The sequence below is a fragment of the Mucilaginibacter sp. P4_C11 genome (assembly GCF_056402115.1).
In genome coordinates this window covers 105,738-121,663 of the sequence record NZ_JBFUIA010000012.1, presented here as the reverse complement: position 1 = coordinate 121,663, position 15,926 = coordinate 105,738, and the positions used below count along the sequence as shown (strand labels likewise).

Annotated in this window: 9 protein-coding genes; 5 read left to right on the top strand and 4 right to left on the bottom strand. The window is 44.8% G+C overall.

The window, feature by feature from the left end:
- Window positions 1–10: 10 nt before the first annotated feature.
- The 4 genes from AC1DU2_RS13090 to AC1DU2_RS13075 form a co-directional block, all read right to left on the bottom strand.
- On the bottom strand, window positions 11–988 hold the full coding sequence (locus AC1DU2_RS13090; protein ID WP_477384857.1) for a FecR domain-containing protein: 978 nt from the start codon (window positions 986–988) through the stop codon (window positions 11–13).
- A 3-nt stretch (window positions 989–991) separates the two neighbouring features.
- Window positions 992–1,612: an RNA polymerase sigma-70 factor gene (locus AC1DU2_RS13085; RefSeq protein ID WP_477384856.1), complete on the bottom strand. Its 621-nt coding sequence runs from the start codon at window positions 1,610–1,612 to the stop codon at window positions 992–994.
- A gap of 24 nt (window positions 1,613–1,636) precedes the next feature.
- Window positions 1,637–2,320: a DUF6134 family protein gene (locus tag AC1DU2_RS13080; RefSeq protein ID WP_477384855.1), complete on the bottom strand. Its 684-nt coding sequence runs from the start codon at window positions 2,318–2,320 to the stop codon at window positions 1,637–1,639.
- A gap of 232 nt (window positions 2,321–2,552) precedes the next feature.
- Window positions 2,553–3,461 carry an AraC family transcriptional regulator gene (locus AC1DU2_RS13075; RefSeq protein ID WP_477384854.1) on the bottom strand — a complete coding sequence of 303 codons (909 nt, stop codon included), beginning with the start codon at window positions 3,459–3,461 and terminating at the stop codon, window positions 2,553–2,555.
- Between the two features lie 382 nt (window positions 3,462–3,843).
- Here AC1DU2_RS13075 and AC1DU2_RS13070 point away from each other — a divergent pair, with 382 nt between their 5' ends.
- The 5 genes from AC1DU2_RS13070 to AC1DU2_RS13050 all read left to right on the top strand — a co-directional run bounded on the left by AC1DU2_RS13070 (window position 3,844) and on the right by AC1DU2_RS13050 (window position 15,909).
- Window positions 3,844–6,093, top strand: a complete 2,250-nt coding sequence (locus AC1DU2_RS13070; protein ID WP_477384853.1) for a hypothetical protein — start codon at window positions 3,844–3,846, stop codon at window positions 6,091–6,093.
- Window positions 6,094–6,151: 58 nt separating this feature from the next.
- The gene (locus AC1DU2_RS13065) at window positions 6,152–7,495 is read left to right on the top strand and encodes a sugar porter family MFS transporter (protein WP_477384852.1); all 1,344 of its coding nucleotides are present in this window, start codon (window positions 6,152–6,154) and stop codon (window positions 7,493–7,495) included.
- A gap of 15 nt (window positions 7,496–7,510) precedes the next feature.
- Entirely contained in the window at window positions 7,511–10,855 is a 3,345-nt protein-coding gene (locus AC1DU2_RS13060; RefSeq protein WP_477384851.1) for a DUF5107 domain-containing protein, read from the top strand.
- Between the two features lie 216 nt (window positions 10,856–11,071).
- Window positions 11,072–12,115: an aldose epimerase family protein gene (locus tag AC1DU2_RS13055; protein ID WP_477384850.1), complete on the top strand. Its 1,044-nt coding sequence runs from the start codon at window positions 11,072–11,074 to the stop codon at window positions 12,113–12,115.
- Between the two features lie 548 nt (window positions 12,116–12,663).
- Window positions 12,664–15,909, top strand: a complete 3,246-nt coding sequence (locus AC1DU2_RS13050) for a SusC/RagA family TonB-linked outer membrane protein (RefSeq protein ID WP_477384849.1) — start codon at window positions 12,664–12,666, stop codon at window positions 15,907–15,909.
- Window positions 15,910–15,926: the final 17 nt, after the last annotated feature.

Sequence of the window (15,926 nt, the reverse complement as noted above, 5' to 3'; positions counted from 1 at the left end):
AAATATTCAATTATTTCAGGATGATTTGGTTGCCTTTGTGTACCGCTGTAATGGGGAATGTGCCTGTGACTACCAATAAAATTTGCTCAAGCGATTGATCTTTAAACACGGTTGTAATGGGCAGTTTATTTAATGATGGTTTTGCTATTACAATATGTGCGCTGTAAATCTCATTCAGGGCGGCTACCAGTTCGCTTAAAGGGGTACTGTCGCATACCAACTCTTTGTTGATATAGTAGCTGTACAATTTACCCCGCGTGCTTTGTTTGGTAAGGCTGTTACCGGTTTTTAATACCACAGTCTTTTCGCCGGGCTTTAGGCTGATGCTGTTTTTATCGCTGCTTACATTCACAATTCCGGTTTCAACAATCACTTCGGTTTTTCCATTCCTGCTTTTTACATTAAATGACGTGCCAACCACCCTAACCGTTACACCATTTACATTAATAATAAAAGGTTTTGTTTTATCAGGAGTGATTTTGAAAAAAGCCTCGCCCGAGAGCTCAACCGCACGGATATCGCCGTTAAACCTGTTTGGATAGGATAATTGCGATAACGCGTTCATGGTAACTACAGAACCGTCGGAAAGCGTATCTACCAGTACCTTATTATTGCTTTGCAGGTTAATGGTAGTAACCCTGCTAAAATAATTTAGCCCGAAATAGCTGAGCATGCAAACCAATACCACGGATGCTGCTATAGCCAGCCAGTTTGCCCGATTTAAATGGCGTGTTTGAGTTTTGGATGTGGCCTGGTTATTATTTATCCGGTTTTGCAGGCGTATAAACGCGGCGTCCTCGTCAACAAGGCGGGTGCCGGCAATCTTTAAGCTTTGGTCCCACAGTTTTTTAAACTGGTCATAATACCGGCGGTTTTCCTCCGCGGCATTACACCATGCCTGCACTTGTTCCTGCTCTTCAATGGTGGCTTCGCCAAGCAGGTGTTTTACCAGCAAATCATCGGTCATATATGGGGTACTGTTGCTCATGTGCTAACGGCTGATAATTAAATACAAAATGATCATTAAAAATTCGGCCAGTTTGGTTCGCATCAGTTTTAATGCTTTGCCCATCTGGTTTTCTATGGTTTTTATAGAAAGCCCCATCTGGTCGGCAATTTGCTGGTATTTCAGTTGCTCAAAGCGGCTGAGCTGAAAAATGGTGCGGCATTGCTGCGGCAACTCGCTCATGGCCTGGCTAATGTGCTTTTCCAGTTCATCGGCCAGCATTGCTTTCGACGAATGATCTTGCACCTGGTCCATTTCACCGGCATAATAAACCTGGAAAGATGCTTTTACTTTTTGATGTTTCAGGTAGTTAAGGCTTTCGTTATGAACGGCCCTGTATAGGTATGATTTTATCGATCCATCGGTTTTTAACAAGTCGCGCTTTTCCCAAATCCGGCAAAATACATTTTGCACTACTTCTTCGGCTTGCCCGTCATCCTTTAAAAAAGTATAGGCATAGGCATGCAGGTTTTTAAAGTGGCTTTTAAACACCATCTCAAATACCTTTTGGTTGCCCTGCTTTAATAAGGAAATGACCGTGCTATCGCTGTATTCCACTGATAAAGGGTGAAAATATGCGTTAAATATAGGGGCTTTCCCGGTCATATACCTCATGTTGTTTACTATGGCTTAGGCCAGCTGTACCTGGATGGTGTATAAGGAATGGTGGATATCTACCTTACTGCAAATACCATTGGCGTAAGTATAATAGTTGTAATTGCCATCGGGCAGGTCAATCCGGTAAACATGTGCCGCCGCCTTTTTTACAGTTAAAAATTGCTGAAAGTTATCGGAGTAAACAAGGTTGCCATCTGCCGGCTCATGGCAATACAGCAGCATCAAGTTATTGCTTATACCGGCTTGCTCAACCCGGCCGCTTTTACCTTCGGCCAGGGTAAGGTAGGCGTTCCCTGCTGCCTTTGTTTCCCGGTTAGCCTTCTCTTTACCATTAACATGCCGCAAAACATGGGAGCTGATGAGCTTGCCATTCTTAAAGGTCGATTCCTCGTCGCAATTAACGTTAATACTGAATATGAACCTCATCTTAACTTCTGACACCATTTTGAGGTAAAGCTCATCGCCTGTGTTTTTTTGGTAAAAGTTAAGATGCCCAACCACTTTACCGCTGTGCAAAACATTGTATTTGGTTATTGTTTCAGTAGCGTATAACCGCGTACAGGTTATCGACAGTAAAACTACGGCCACCGGTACTTTTAGCAACTTGCCAAATTTTAAAGCCGCCCTGCCCTTATAACTAACCATGGCCGGTATGGCATATTTTTTAAACAACCAGATAATTAAAGTGATAATCATGGGCGGTGTATTTTGTTTTTATACACCTGATACAACTCAAAAGCAAAACACCCCTATTGGGGGAAGGAAAAAATTCTAAATAAAAAAACTCTAAATTCTAATCCCGTCGCAACTTAACATCTACAGGTAAGCCTTTCCTTTTAGATTTAGAATTTACGATTTAGAATTTTTCCCTTAGAGTTTAGTTTAGTTTAGTTTAGGATTTGGAGTTTAGAGTTTAGAGTTTTTCCCTTCAGCTACTCGCTTTTACTTTTTTTCTATACTCGTTGGGCGAAGTACCCATCAGTTTAGTAAACATCCTTGAGAAATAATACTGATCTTCAATACCCAAAGTCAGGGCAATGTTTTTGATAGACATGGCAGTAAATGAGATATACTGACAGGCTTTTTGAACTTTTAGCTGGTTAAAATACTCAATAGGAGAGTAGCCCGTTTTTGCCCGGAAAATAGCCGAATAGTGCGAGGTGGATAACTTGGCAAAGCTGCTCAGGTCATCAAGCCTTATCATGGTATTAACATGATCTTGCATGTATTGGATGGTTTTTTCGACAATATCGTTATCGGCAGGCTTGTCATCAACATGGTTAAACTTATCCTCGTAAATAAGCGAGGATAGGAAATGCGAGAATATCATGTTTACATAGCGCAGCGCATCGCTGCTGTAGCCTTTCTCCAGGTTAAAGCAAATATCTTCAAACAGCTTTATCCTATCTTCATTAAAAGACAGGTATGGCTTGTAATTCTCTGAGTTTTTCAGGATCAGTTCTACTATAAAAGATGCTATCTCGCCTTTGAAGTGAATCCAGTATATCGTCCATGGTTTATCCATGTTGGCGGCGTACTTATGCGGGGTGTTGGCTGGTATAGCAATAAATTGCGATGGCGAAACCTCCACCTTTTTCTTGTTGATCTCCAGCCAGCCATAGCCTTCGGTACAATAAATTATTATATGCTGGTTAATGCCGTTGGGACGCTCGGCGTAATGGTGCCGGGCCTTGGGGTAATAGCCAATATCGGTAATGTAAATTTGTTTGGTAACTAAATCCTTACTTAAAAAGTTGGTAATGATCTTTTTGGGCAGCACAATAAGCTTTTGCCCTTCAAAACCGTCCCGCCGCCTGATAGCTGTACTTTTAGTCATTTTTTTGAATGGATACCGTGATAATCAGTGCTCCGTATTAACTGGTTGATCTTCGTTTACAAACATTCACAAAAAATATCAAAACATTGGTTAAAAAATAGAAATAATTGAAATTGAGGTGGCGTAATAAAGTCCATCATTTCCGTAACATTGACTATTTTTTTATTCCGCTCAATCCATGACATTTACATTGTAACCAATTAGCGATACCAACAATAGCAAATGCCTTTTAATTGTTTCTATAAAAGAGATAAGCCGGCAATATTAGTGTGTTAAGCGTTCAGTGTTTATTCCTGATAATAACAGGAATAGATGTACCGGCAAACACGATTCAAAAGATTTAACAAGGTTATCGCGATAACAAAAACTATAACAACATTAAATGCAGCACTTAAAAAAAACAACAGGTAATTATAAAATCAGCTTCATCAAAACTTCCGGCCTGATAGCTTTTTTGATTTTATCCGTGACTGTGTTGAGCGCACAGGAACTCCAACAAAGTGCAGATAATACCGCTATTAGCAGCCCGCAGGTAAAAATTACGGTTGATAAAACTACCGGTGCAATTAACTATGTGTTTGCCAATGGTATGCACATGGATAACACGGTAGCTTACGTGCGCGATTTAACTTCGGGATATTTATCAACTACTGATCTTGCTAACCATGCCTGCACAACGCGGCAGGTTAACGATAACATAGGCGAAGGCCTAAGCCTTGTTGTTAAGCACGGTGATGCAAAGCACAACATCAGCATCACACAGTCCTTCACCCTTTACCAGGGCAGGCAATATGCGCTTGTTAATGTAAGTGCTACATCCACGGGTAAACCTATCGAAACCCGGGATATCAGCCCGATAGCTATCCTACCGGCCAATAAAGGCAAGTTGTTTATTCCCGGTACCGAGCCGCGCATTTTGGATGTACCTTTTGATAACGACGATTGGACCCCAACTTTAGAGCGGAGCTGGCCGAAAGGCGACGAGCCCAAAAGCAAAGGCATCAGCTACGAGTTTTTAGCGGTGTATGATCAGCTTAAAAATTCGGGCCTGGTAATAGGTAGCGTAAGTCATGATTTCTGGAAAACAGGTTTATCCTATCAAACCGGAACCCAATTGGGTTATGTAGACTCATTAAATGTTTTTGGCGGTGTGGCTACGGCCGATAATCCGTCCCTTAAATCGGGTTATGGCGGCCTGGATGGTACGCATGACCATGCCGATCATGGAACCATGCTTGGCCAAACCGTAAGCTCGGCCACTGTTTATATCTGCGGATCGGATGATTTGCACGAGGCTTTTAAGGATTATGGGCGGGTAAATTCCATCATCAATGGCAAGCAAACCTGGGAGGGACCGGCCCCCGTTTACTGGAACAGTTTTGGGGTAGAAGGTGTGCTGGGTTACGAAAAGGTAATGATGCCGCCTGCTGTAAACCAGATCTCGGATTTTATCCACTCTATGCCCAACTTTGGCGCTTACTCCAAACCTGTTTTGAGTATCGACTCGTACGACCAGGGCATCTATTCAACAGACGTTTTAAAATCAATAGGGGAGTATGGCGCGAAAAATGGCCAGCAGATGGGGTTTTATTTTACGCCTTTTGCCATGTGGAGCTGGAAGAATGATACCAAAGGGCGCAAGCTGCCGGGTACCAACGTAATGTTTGAGGATGTGCTGTTGCAGGATAAAAACGGTAAGGCCATCATGTACAAAGATGGCGATTGGGGCGCTTATGCCATGGATCCTACCCATCCGGCAGTCAGGCTTGCTATCATATCGCAGCTGAGAAAGGCAAAAGCCATCAACGCCAAATTTATCAAGATAGACTTTTTAACGGCCGGTGCTTTGGAGAGCACCAAACGTTACGATCCAAAGATCCGTACCGGGATACAGGCTTACAATTATGGGATGAAAACGTTGCGGCACCTGGTTGATTCAATTATGGGTAAGGATGTTTTTATCACCCAGGCCATCTCGCCGTTGTTTCCGCACCAATATACCCATACGCGGTTTGTATCTACCGATGTATACTCGCACCTGCGCGATGATCAGAAAGGTTTTCCTAACTGGGGTAGTACGGAGTCGTCGTTAGCCACAGGATCACATATGGGCTGGGTGCAGGGTACTTTGTTCCCTTATACCAACCTGGATGTAAGCATCATGAAAAACTTCCAGAAAAACCCGGATCTGAACGAGCAGGAAATAAAAGTACGACTGTATGCCATGATGGTGATGGGCAGTATTTTGGGCGATGGATCTGATTTCAGGAACCCGATAGCCGCTTACCGGGCACAGGAATTTTTGAATAATAAAAACATAGCCAAATTTTTTAGCGATCCTAAAGCATTTATCCCTCTTAAAACAGCCGATGGCGAAAGCTTTGATCAGCAACTGTCGTTTTACCTGCCGGGCGATACCACCATGCTGGCCCTATTCAATTTCGACCTTAAAAATGATTTTAAACAATCGTTTACCAGGCAGGCCTTGGGCCTTGATACGCATAAAAAATACGAGTTCCGCGATTTTATGACCGATATGGCAATTGGTGAACTTAAAGCTGACGCCCAAACATTTAGCATGGCTGCCAACACAGGCGATGCCCTGCTGGTAAAAATAGTAGCGGTAAATTAATGATAAAAATAAACTGTAATATTATGCCACCACCAGTTAACCATATCCAACCTAAAAAATGAGTAGTTCAAAAAACTTCAACAGTAGTTATATTATTGGTATTTCCTTTATTTCGGCCCTGGGCGGGTACCTGTTCGGGTTCGATTTTGCGGTGATTTCGGGCGCGCTGCCTTTTCTGCGCACCCAGTTTGCCTTAACGCCGGTATGGGAGGGTTTTTTAACCGGTTCACTGGCTTTAGGCTGCATAGTTGGCTGTTTACTGGCCGGTAACATTGCCGATAAATATGGCCGTAAACCGGGGCTTATTATCGCTGCCTTAATTTTCGCGGTATCATCTATAGGGATAGCGTTTTCTGCATCCTTAACTTACTTTTTAATCCTGCGTTTTGCCGCCGGGATAGGCGTGGGCATGGCGTCGATGCTTTGCCCCATGTATATTGCTGAGGTTTCGCCTGCCGAAGTACGCGGCCGAAACGTGGCTATAAATCAGCTTACTGTAGTAATAGGCATATTGGTGACCAACCTGGTCAACTACTTCCTGGCCGATCATGGTGCCGATTCATGGCGCTGGATGTTTGGTTTGGGAGCCGTACCATCTGCCATATTTTTGATAGGTGTTACCTGGCTGCCCGAAAGCCCGAGATGGCTCATGAAATCGGGTCAGCCTGATAAAGCCAGGGTTATCCTCAACAAAATTGGCTCGCCTGATTTTGCCGAATCAACCTTTAAAGCGGTCGAAAAATCATTGATTGGGTCAACAAAACAATCATACGCCATGGTGTTTGAAAAAGCCGTACGCCCGGCTGTGGTGGTGGGTATAACGCTGGCGGTGTTTCAGCAGTTTTGCGGTATCAATGTGGTATTTAACTATACATCTACCATATTTGAATCGGTAGGCGCTAACCTGAACCGGCAATTGTTCGAGACCGTGGCCATAGGCGTAGTGAACCTGGTATTTACCTTATTAGCCATGTGGCAGGTTGATAGACTTGGCCGCCGCCCGCTAATGCTTTGGGGATCGCTGGGCTTATCAGTATTGTACATTATACTGGCTTTTCTGCTGCAAAATCATTTCCCGGCGGGGCTGGTATCCATATTTGTGTTGCTGGCCATCAGTACCTATGCCATTTCGCTGGCACCAGTTACCTGGGTGCTTATTTCCGAGATATTCCCCAACAAAATTCGCGGCGTAGCGTCATCGGTAGCCATTGTATCGCTTTGGGGGGCCTACTTTATCCTGGTGTTTACATTTCCTATCCTGGCCAAAATATTAGGCGCATACGGGCCATTTTACCTGTACGCGGGCATCTGCTTTGCGGGCTTCCTGTTTGTAAAAGCAAAAGTGAAAGAAACCAAAGGCCAAACTTTAGAAGAGTTAGAAGACAATTTAATAAGACATTAAAATATAATACATAGTATGCAAAGTTCAACTGTTTCCGTTTGGGAAGAGCAAGTAATTATCCCCACTTATGGTGTTGGCAAGCCTGATAAAAACCCCATGTTTTTTGAGAAACGGGTTTACCAGGGCAGCAGCGGGGTGGTTTATCCAAACCCGGTGATTGAGAAAATTGCCGACGAAAAAGAAGATAAAGAATACACAGGCCTGTTCCTGGAGAATAAATACCTCAGAGTGATGATACTGCCGCAGTTAGGCGGCCGTATTCAAACAGCCTTTGATAAGGTGAAACAGCGCCATTTTATTTACCATAACCAGGTAATTAAGCCCGCCCTGGTAGGTTTAACCGGCCCCTGGATTTCGGGCGGCATCGAATTTAACTGGCCGCAGCACCACAGGCCAAGCACCTTTGATCCGGTTGATTACAAGCTGGAAGAGCACGCCGATGGCAGCAAAACCGTTTGGGTTAACGAGGTGGAACGCATGTTCCACACCAAAGGCATGGCAGGTTTTACCCTGCATCCAGATACGGCTTATATCGAAATAAAGGCGAAACTGTTTAACCGCTCGGCCCTGCCGCAAACCTTTTTATGGTGGGCAAACCCGGCAGTTAAGGTGAATGATTATTACCAATCGGTATTCCCGCCAGATGTGAACGCTGTTTTTGACCACGGCAAGCGCGATGTATCCGATTTTCCGATAGCTACAGGTACTTACTACAAGGTTGATTATTCGCCGGGTACCGATATCTCGATGTATAAAAACATCCCGGTACCCACATCATACATGGCCATTAACTCCGATTATGATTTTGTGGGTGGCTATGAGCACGATAGCGAGGCCGGTTTACTGCACGTAGCCAATCACCATGTATCGCCCGGTAAAAAACAATGGACCTGGGGCCACAGCGATTTTGGCCAGGCCTGGGACAGGAACCTCACCGATGAGGATGGTCCGTACATTGAACTAATGACGGGCGTATTTACAGATAATCAGCCCGATTTTAGCTGGCTGATGCCTTATGAAGAAAAAACATTTACCCAGTATTTTTTGCCTTACCGCGAGTTAGGCATGGTAAAAAATGCATCTAAGGATATCCTGTTAGCTTTAAGCAAAAATGGGGATAAGATAACCATCAAAGTGCAGGTAACATCAGCCCAAACAAACCTGCATATCAACCTCAGCTATAACGGCGAAGAGCTGTTTGCAAACACTGGTACAATTGTGCCCGAAGTTGTTTTTGTACAGGAACTGACGGTAGCTGACGATGTAAATGAGAATGAACTGCTGCTCATCATCACCAACAGCAGCAACCAGGAAGTGTTACGTTACGAACCCGCCAAAAACAAAAAGAACGAGATGCCCATCCCGGCCAAACCCGCTTTGGAGCCAGCCAATGTGGAAAGCGTGGAGCAATTGTTTTTAACTGCACAACATTTGGAACAATACCGCCACGCCACGTATAGCCCGGTACCATATTATGAGGAAGCCTTGCGTCGCGAACCAACCGATATCCGCAACAACAACGCTTTGGGTAAATGGTATATCCGCAAAGGGCAGTTTGCCAAAGCCGAGCCTTTTTTACGGCAGGCGGTGGAAACCAGCATTCAGCGCAACCCTAACCCATATGATAGCGAGGCTTATTATAACCTGGGCTTATGCTTAAAATATTTAGGCAGGGCCGATGAAGCTTATACGGTTTTTTACAAATCAACCTGGAGCAATGCCTGGAAAGATACCGGCTTTTTTGAGGTGGCCAAAACAGATATGGCACGTGGTCACTTTGCGTTGGCTTTAGATCATATCAACCAATCGCTGGATAGAAATGCCAATAACAGCAAGGCCTACGTAATAAAAATGGCTGCCCTGCGCAACCTGAAAGAGCTGGATAAGGCGCAAAATGTGGCCGGTGTGGCGCTTGAAAGGGATGGCTTTAACCTTGGGGTTATTTTCGAAAAAATTCAGCTTTATAAGCTGGAAGGCAATGCCGGTATGGTTGCCAAATGCCTGGATGAGTTGATAGCCCTTTCAAGAAACGACGATCAAAATTATATAGAATACGCACTTGATTATGCCGCCGCGGGTTTATATACCGAGGCTGGCGAGCTATTGCAGTTGGCGTTGAAGGATAACGGTAACAACCCAATGGTTTATTACAGCCTGGGCTATTTTTGCCATAAAAACGGGGCACAGGATGAAGCCCAAAAATGGTTTGAAAAAGCCGCCGCGGCCGATCCTTACCTGTGCTTTCCTAACCGTTTGGATGAAGTGAAGATCCTTCAGCTGGCTATGGAACTTAACCCCGCTGATGCTAAAGCGCCTTACTATTTGGGTAACCTGTTTTATGATAAGCGCCAGTATGATGATGCTGTAAGCAACTGGGAAAAAGCGGCAAAGCTGGACGAAACATTCCCTACGGTGTTCAGGAATTTGGCTATTGCCTATTTTAACAAGCAAAACAATGCCGATAAAGCCTTAAACTACTTTGAAAAGGCATTTGAACTGGATAAAACAGATGCCCGCGTATTAATGGAGCTGGATCAGCTTTATAAAAGGCTCAACTATCCTGTTGATAAAAGGATGAAGTTGCTGGAAGATAACCTTGAAGTTGCCGAACAACGCGACGACGTTTATTTGGAACGGGTAACCCTTTATAACCTGTCGGGCGAGTACGATAAGGCACTCGGTTTGCTGATGAAACGCCAGTTTCACCCATGGGAGGGGGGCGAAGGCAAGGCATCTGGGCAATACGTGTTTAGCCTGGTGCAGTTGGCTAAACAGTATATTGACGAAGCCGACTTTAATAAAGCCATTACCAATTTAAATATGGCCAAAAGCTATCCGCATAATTTGGGCGAGGGCAAGCTGTACGGTACACAGGAAAACGATATTGATTATTGGCTGGGTCGTGCTTATGAAGGTTTAAACCAGGCTGATGCCGCCAAACACTATTTTACCCAGTCAACCATCGGTTTGGACGAGCCGTCGGCCGCTGTATTCTATAATGACCAGCAGCCCGATAAGATTTTTTACCAGGGACTAAGCTGGAAAAAACTGGGCGACCAGGAGCATGCCAAACAGATTTTTGATAAGCTGATAGCCTATGGCAAAGCCCATGAAAATGATGTAGTGAAGATAGATTACTTTGCCGTATCCCTCCCCAACCTGCTCATTTTCGACGACGATTTAAACCTGCGCAACACCATTCATACCTACTTTTTACAGGGATTAGGAATGCTGGGTTTGCACGAGTTTGATGCAGCGCTGGCCCTGTTTACCAAAGTGCTGCAACTCGACAGTGCCCATGCCGGTGCAAAGGCTCATTTAGAGACGACCAAGCAGCAACTGAACGTGACAAACTATTAATTTAGTCTTAGGTCCGGAGTCTTAAGTTTTAGGTCGAAAAATGCCGGGTAGCATTTGGGACTTAAGGCTTAAGACTTCTGGCTAAATAAACAATGCAACGCATATTTGTGTTGCCCTTATGCATCATTTGAGCAAGCTAAATAGTTTTAGCTTAATTAAATATGTGTTATAATTACAATAATTTAATTTACCTTGAGCCATAACACCAACCAAATCATGATCAAAAGCCAAAACAGGATATCGCAACAGGAATGGGGCGAACATGTTGGCTGCAAGGTTTACTTTTTCAGGCTCGAAAACAGTTCAGGGGCGTACGTGGAGCTTACCAATTATGGTGCAACGCTGGTATCGGCAGTAGTGCCGGATAGGGCGGGCAGCCTGGAAAACGTAATATTGGGCTACCATTCATTGCCGGGCTATCTTGCCGACGAATGCTATTTAGGCGCTACCATAGGCCGCTTTGCCAACAGGATTGGAGGGGCGGAATTTACTTTGGACGGAGCAGCTTACCACCTGGATGCCAATGATGCCAACAACTCCAACCATGGCGGCAATGCCGGTTTTAACACCCGGGTTTTTGATTATCAAATAACCGAAAGTGGCGTATCATTTAGCCTGCTGAGTAAAGATGGAGATGGCGGCTACCCTGGAAACCTTAAGCTGGTAGTAACTTATGAGTGGAGCGAGGATAATGAACTGAAAATCACATACAAGGCCACAACTGACAAGCAAACAGTAGCCAGTTTTACCAACCACGCTTACTTCAATCTATCTGCCGGTGAGGGTGGCATTTTTGACCATACCCTTAAAGTTTATGCGGATAACGTGCTGGATGTAGATGCCGCCTACGTGCCAACCGGCCTGGTTAAACCAGTGGGTAAAAGAATTTTAAATGGCGAAGTGTTAAGGGATAAAATGATTGCAGGCGGCGATGCCATCAACGGCTATAACAATTGCTTTTTGCTGCAAAACGATGCCGGCCATACCCTGAAACCTGCCGCGCTGCTTATAGATAACGCCTCGGGGCGGCAGGTTGAAGTAGCTACTTCCTATCCTTCAATAGTTGTGTATACCGGCGATTACCTTCAAAGCAAAATCCCCGGCAATTATTCAAGGCCATACAGGCCTTTTGATGGTTTATGCCTGGAGTGCCAGCATTATCCCGATAGCCCCAATCATGCTCACTTTCCATCGGCCACATTAAGCCCAGGCGAAGCCTTTCACCAGGTTATTTTGTACAAATTTGGCGTGGTGGCTTAAGCTTTCCTTCCTTTTTATATAAGACGCTCTTTTCGTATAAAAAAACGATACTTTTTTATACAAACGAGATACTTATGCTATACTTTTTTTCAAAAAATTCACAAAAAGTTTCAACTTTTTTGCACTCCCCAAAGTGCTGTTTTTCCCAGGGTTCGGGAATTAATGGACGAACCCATTTTGGTGGTCAAAAATCATAAAATTGTCCATCCTTTTTGAAAGTAAATCCATTTTTTGGAGCACGCTCCCCGCCTACATTTACAGAACCAATTATTAACTAAACCCATAAAGTATGTGAAGATTTTGACTCTTGACCTTAGGGGAGAAAAGCAGAACAACCAATTACAGGCAACGGAAAAACCGGCGGATGCGATTAAGAAAACCACGGCCTTATGGAGAAGAGGCCGACCGTTTTACAATTAACTCCGCGCAGATGCCAGGCTTAACAATCCAAAAAAAATTGCTTTCCCCGCCAATAACTGATCCTGCATTTGATAACAAATATTTGATCGCAAACCAATTAATGAATAACAAATTATGAACCAAATTTTATGAAGCCACTTTACATTTTTAGTAAACTACTTTCAAAAAATAACAGGCACCTTATCCTGGGGCGTTGCACAATGCTTTTTGTGCTTACCCTGTTTTTTGGCAGTGCCTATTCGCAAACCAGGGTTACCGTTACAGGTAAGGTAACCGATACCCTTGGCGTAAAAATACAGGGTGCTACCATATTGGCCGAAAACGTTAAAAATATCTCGACGTCGACTGATGAGAACGGCCGCTTTGTACTGGATGTGCCCGTGGGTACATCATTACGTATAAGCTTTGTGGGTTTTACCGAGCAGCACGTTATTGTTACTGCCGATAAAAGGATCTTTAACATCATCCTGAAAGAAAACAAGCTGATTGCCGAAGAGGTTGTAGTCACAGCCTTTGGTAAAAAAGAACGCAAGGAGGCATTGGTAGGTTCGGTAACCAGCATAAAGCCTGGCGAACTTAAAATACCGGCAAGTAACTTAACCAACGCTTTGGCAGGGCAGGCAGCGGGTATCATTGCCTACCAGCGCAGCGGCCAGCCGGGGCAGGATAACGCCTCCTTCTTCATCAGGGGGGTAACTACCTTCGGTTACAAACGCGATCCGCTTATTTTGATTGATAACGTGGAGCTATCAACCAATGACCTGGCACGCTTAAATGTGGATGATATTGCCAGCTTCTCTATCCTGAAAGATGCCAGCGCTACAGCCCTGTATGGTGCACGCGGCGCAAACGGTGTTATTTTGGTAAGTACCAAAGAGGGTAAGGAGGGCGCACCTAAAATCAATTTCCGGTCGGAGTATTCGTCCTCGCAATCAACCCAGACGTTGGACCTTGTGGACCCGATACAGTACATGAACCTGTACAACGAGGCAACCCTAACCCGCGACCCTAAATTGCCCCTGCCTTTCCCCGAAAGTAAGATCAGGAACACGCAGAATACCATAAACGGCACGCCTGGCAGTAACCAATACGTATACCCGGCTGTCGACTGGCTTAACCTGTTGTTTAAAAAACGCGCCACCACCCAACGTAATAATTTAAGCGTGAGCGGCGGCGGTAACATTGCCCGCTACTATATAGCAGGCGCATACAATGTGGATAACGGTGTATTGAAAGACGATATCCGCAACAATAACAACAATAACGTTAAATTCAAAAACTACCAGTTACGTTCAAACATCAACGTAAACATGACCAAAACCACCGAGGTAGTGGTAAGGCTATCCGGTACGTTTAGCGAATATAACGGCCCTATTACTACCGATGGTTCTTTCGCGTCCGATTTATATAACGTGGCCATCCATACCAGCCCCGTGTTGTTCCCGGCTTATTTCCCGGCCGATTCGGCAAACCTGAACGCCCAGCACATCCTGTTTGGTAATACCGGTTTAACAGGTGGCTCTACAAGCAACAGTATCTCCTATAATAACCCCTACGCGGCTTTATTAAGGGGGCATAAAAACTCGTCAGAGTCAAGGATGTCGGCCCAGCTGGAGTTAAACCAAAACCTTAAGTTTATTACCGATGGTTTAAAGTTCAGGGGGCTATTTAATACCAACAGGTATTCTTATTTCACCTCACAATCGGCCTATTCGCCATTTTATTATAACGTTAATACCTACGATAAGGAAACCAACAAGTACACCCTTACCTGGCTTAACCCGCAGCCAACAGGCTACAACGTAGCGCAGGAATACCTGAGCTACTCGCCGGGCGGCACGCAGGTAAATACCTTTATTTATTTACAGGGTGCTTTGGAGTATGCCAAATCATTCGGCAGTCATACCATAAACACCACATTGATAGGTACACAGCAGCAAACGTTGTATGCCAATGCCGGCGATTTGTTATCGGCCTTGCCATATCGTAACCTTGGCCTGGCAGGCAGGGTAACCTACTCTTTTAAAAGCAGGTATTTTGCCGAGTTTAACTTCGGCTATAACGGATCAGAGCGCTTTTCGGCCAATCACCGTTACGGTTTCTTCCCAACCATTGGTGCATCATGGGTAGTATCTAACGAAGACTGGTGGACACCGGGTATCGTCGATCGTTTAAAAATCCGCGCCAGCCATGGTTTGGTAGGTAACGATGCTATTGGTTCGCAGCGTTTCTTCTACCAATCGGTGGTGCAGTTTAACCAGGGTTATAATTATGCGCAGTTTGGTATCAATAACCAGTACGAGCGTAAAGGGGTAACCATCCAGAACTACGAGAATACCGATGTAACCTGGGAAACCTCGAGACAAACCAACGTTGCCGTTGAAATGACGCTTTTGAAAAATTTCAACATCGTGGCCGAGTTTTATAAAAACCACCGCTATGATATTTTGCAACAACGTACCAGCATCCCTGTAAGCGAAGGACTGGAAGCGCCTATCAGCGCCAACCTGGGCGTGGTTGATTCAAAGGGTATCGATTTATCTATGGATTATAAACAAAGCTTTGGCAAGAGTGCCTGGGCGTCAATCCGCGGTAACTTTACCTACTCCAATAACAAGTACACTTACATCGAGGAGCCCGACTATAAAGAGCCATGGCGCCACGCTATTGGCCAGCCCATCAGCCGCGGCTACGGCTACGTTGCCGAACGCTTGTTTGTTGACGACCAGGAAGCGGCAAACTCGCCCACCCAGATCTTTAATGGCAGCGGTATAAAGCCACAGGGCGGTGATATTAAATACCGCGATTTAAATGGCGACGGTAAAATTGATGTGCTTGACCAGGCCTATCTTGGTTATCCGCAAACGCCCGAAATTGTGTATGGCTTTGGTTTTTCAACCGGCTATAAAGGCTTTGATCTTTCGGCATTTTTCCAGGGCCAGGCAAGGGTATCGTTCTTTGTCGACCCAACCAGGGTAAGCCCTTTTATTCAGAGTCCTGATCCTTATGTGTACGGCAATACACAGGTATTAAGCGAGTTTGCCAACAGCCACTGGAGCGAAGAGCACCAGGATTTGTATGCAGCCTATCCGCGCCTGGGTGTTAACTCAAACGTGATATCAAACAACCTACAGCCAAGCACCTGGTGGCTGCGCGATGGCAGCTTTATGCGCCTTAAATCATTAGAGGTTGGTTATACACTGCCTGCACACATAGCCAAATCATTAAGGGTATCTAACTTAAGAATTTACTTTAACGGCCTGAATTTGCTTACCTGGAGCCCTTTCAAACTATGGGATCCTGAGCAGGGTGGTAACGGCTTTGCGTACCCGATACAAAAAGTATACAACATAGGCTTAAACGTGAATTTATAATTAACAGAAAAAAGCAG

What these genes read in the sequence shown, in the direction of transcription:
- AC1DU2_RS13080 (WP_477384855.1), bottom strand. Translation starts at nt 2,320, where the DNA reads ATGATTATCACTTTAATTATCTGGTTGTTTAAAAAATATGCCATACCG.
- AC1DU2_RS13070 (WP_477384853.1), top strand. Translation starts at nt 3,844, where the DNA reads ATGCAGCACTTAAAAAAAACAACAGGTAATTATAAAATCAGCTTCATC.
- AC1DU2_RS13075 (WP_477384854.1), bottom strand. Translation starts at nt 3,461, where the DNA reads ATGACTAAAAGTACAGCTATCAGGCGGCGGGACGGTTTTGAAGGGCAA.
- AC1DU2_RS13060 (WP_477384851.1), top strand. Translation starts at nt 7,511, where the DNA reads ATGCAAAGTTCAACTGTTTCCGTTTGGGAAGAGCAAGTAATTATCCCC.
- AC1DU2_RS13050 (WP_477384849.1), top strand. Translation starts at nt 12,664, where the DNA reads ATGAAGCCACTTTACATTTTTAGTAAACTACTTTCAAAAAATAACAGG.
- AC1DU2_RS13085 (WP_477384856.1), bottom strand. Translation starts at nt 1,612, where the DNA reads ATGACCGGGAAAGCCCCTATATTTAACGCATATTTTCACCCTTTATCA.
- AC1DU2_RS13090 (WP_477384857.1), bottom strand. Translation starts at nt 988, where the DNA reads ATGAGCAACAGTACCCCATATATGACCGATGATTTGCTGGTAAAACAC.
- AC1DU2_RS13065 (WP_477384852.1), top strand. Translation starts at nt 6,152, where the DNA reads ATGAGTAGTTCAAAAAACTTCAACAGTAGTTATATTATTGGTATTTCC.
- AC1DU2_RS13055 (WP_477384850.1), top strand. Translation starts at nt 11,072, where the DNA reads ATGATCAAAAGCCAAAACAGGATATCGCAACAGGAATGGGGCGAACAT.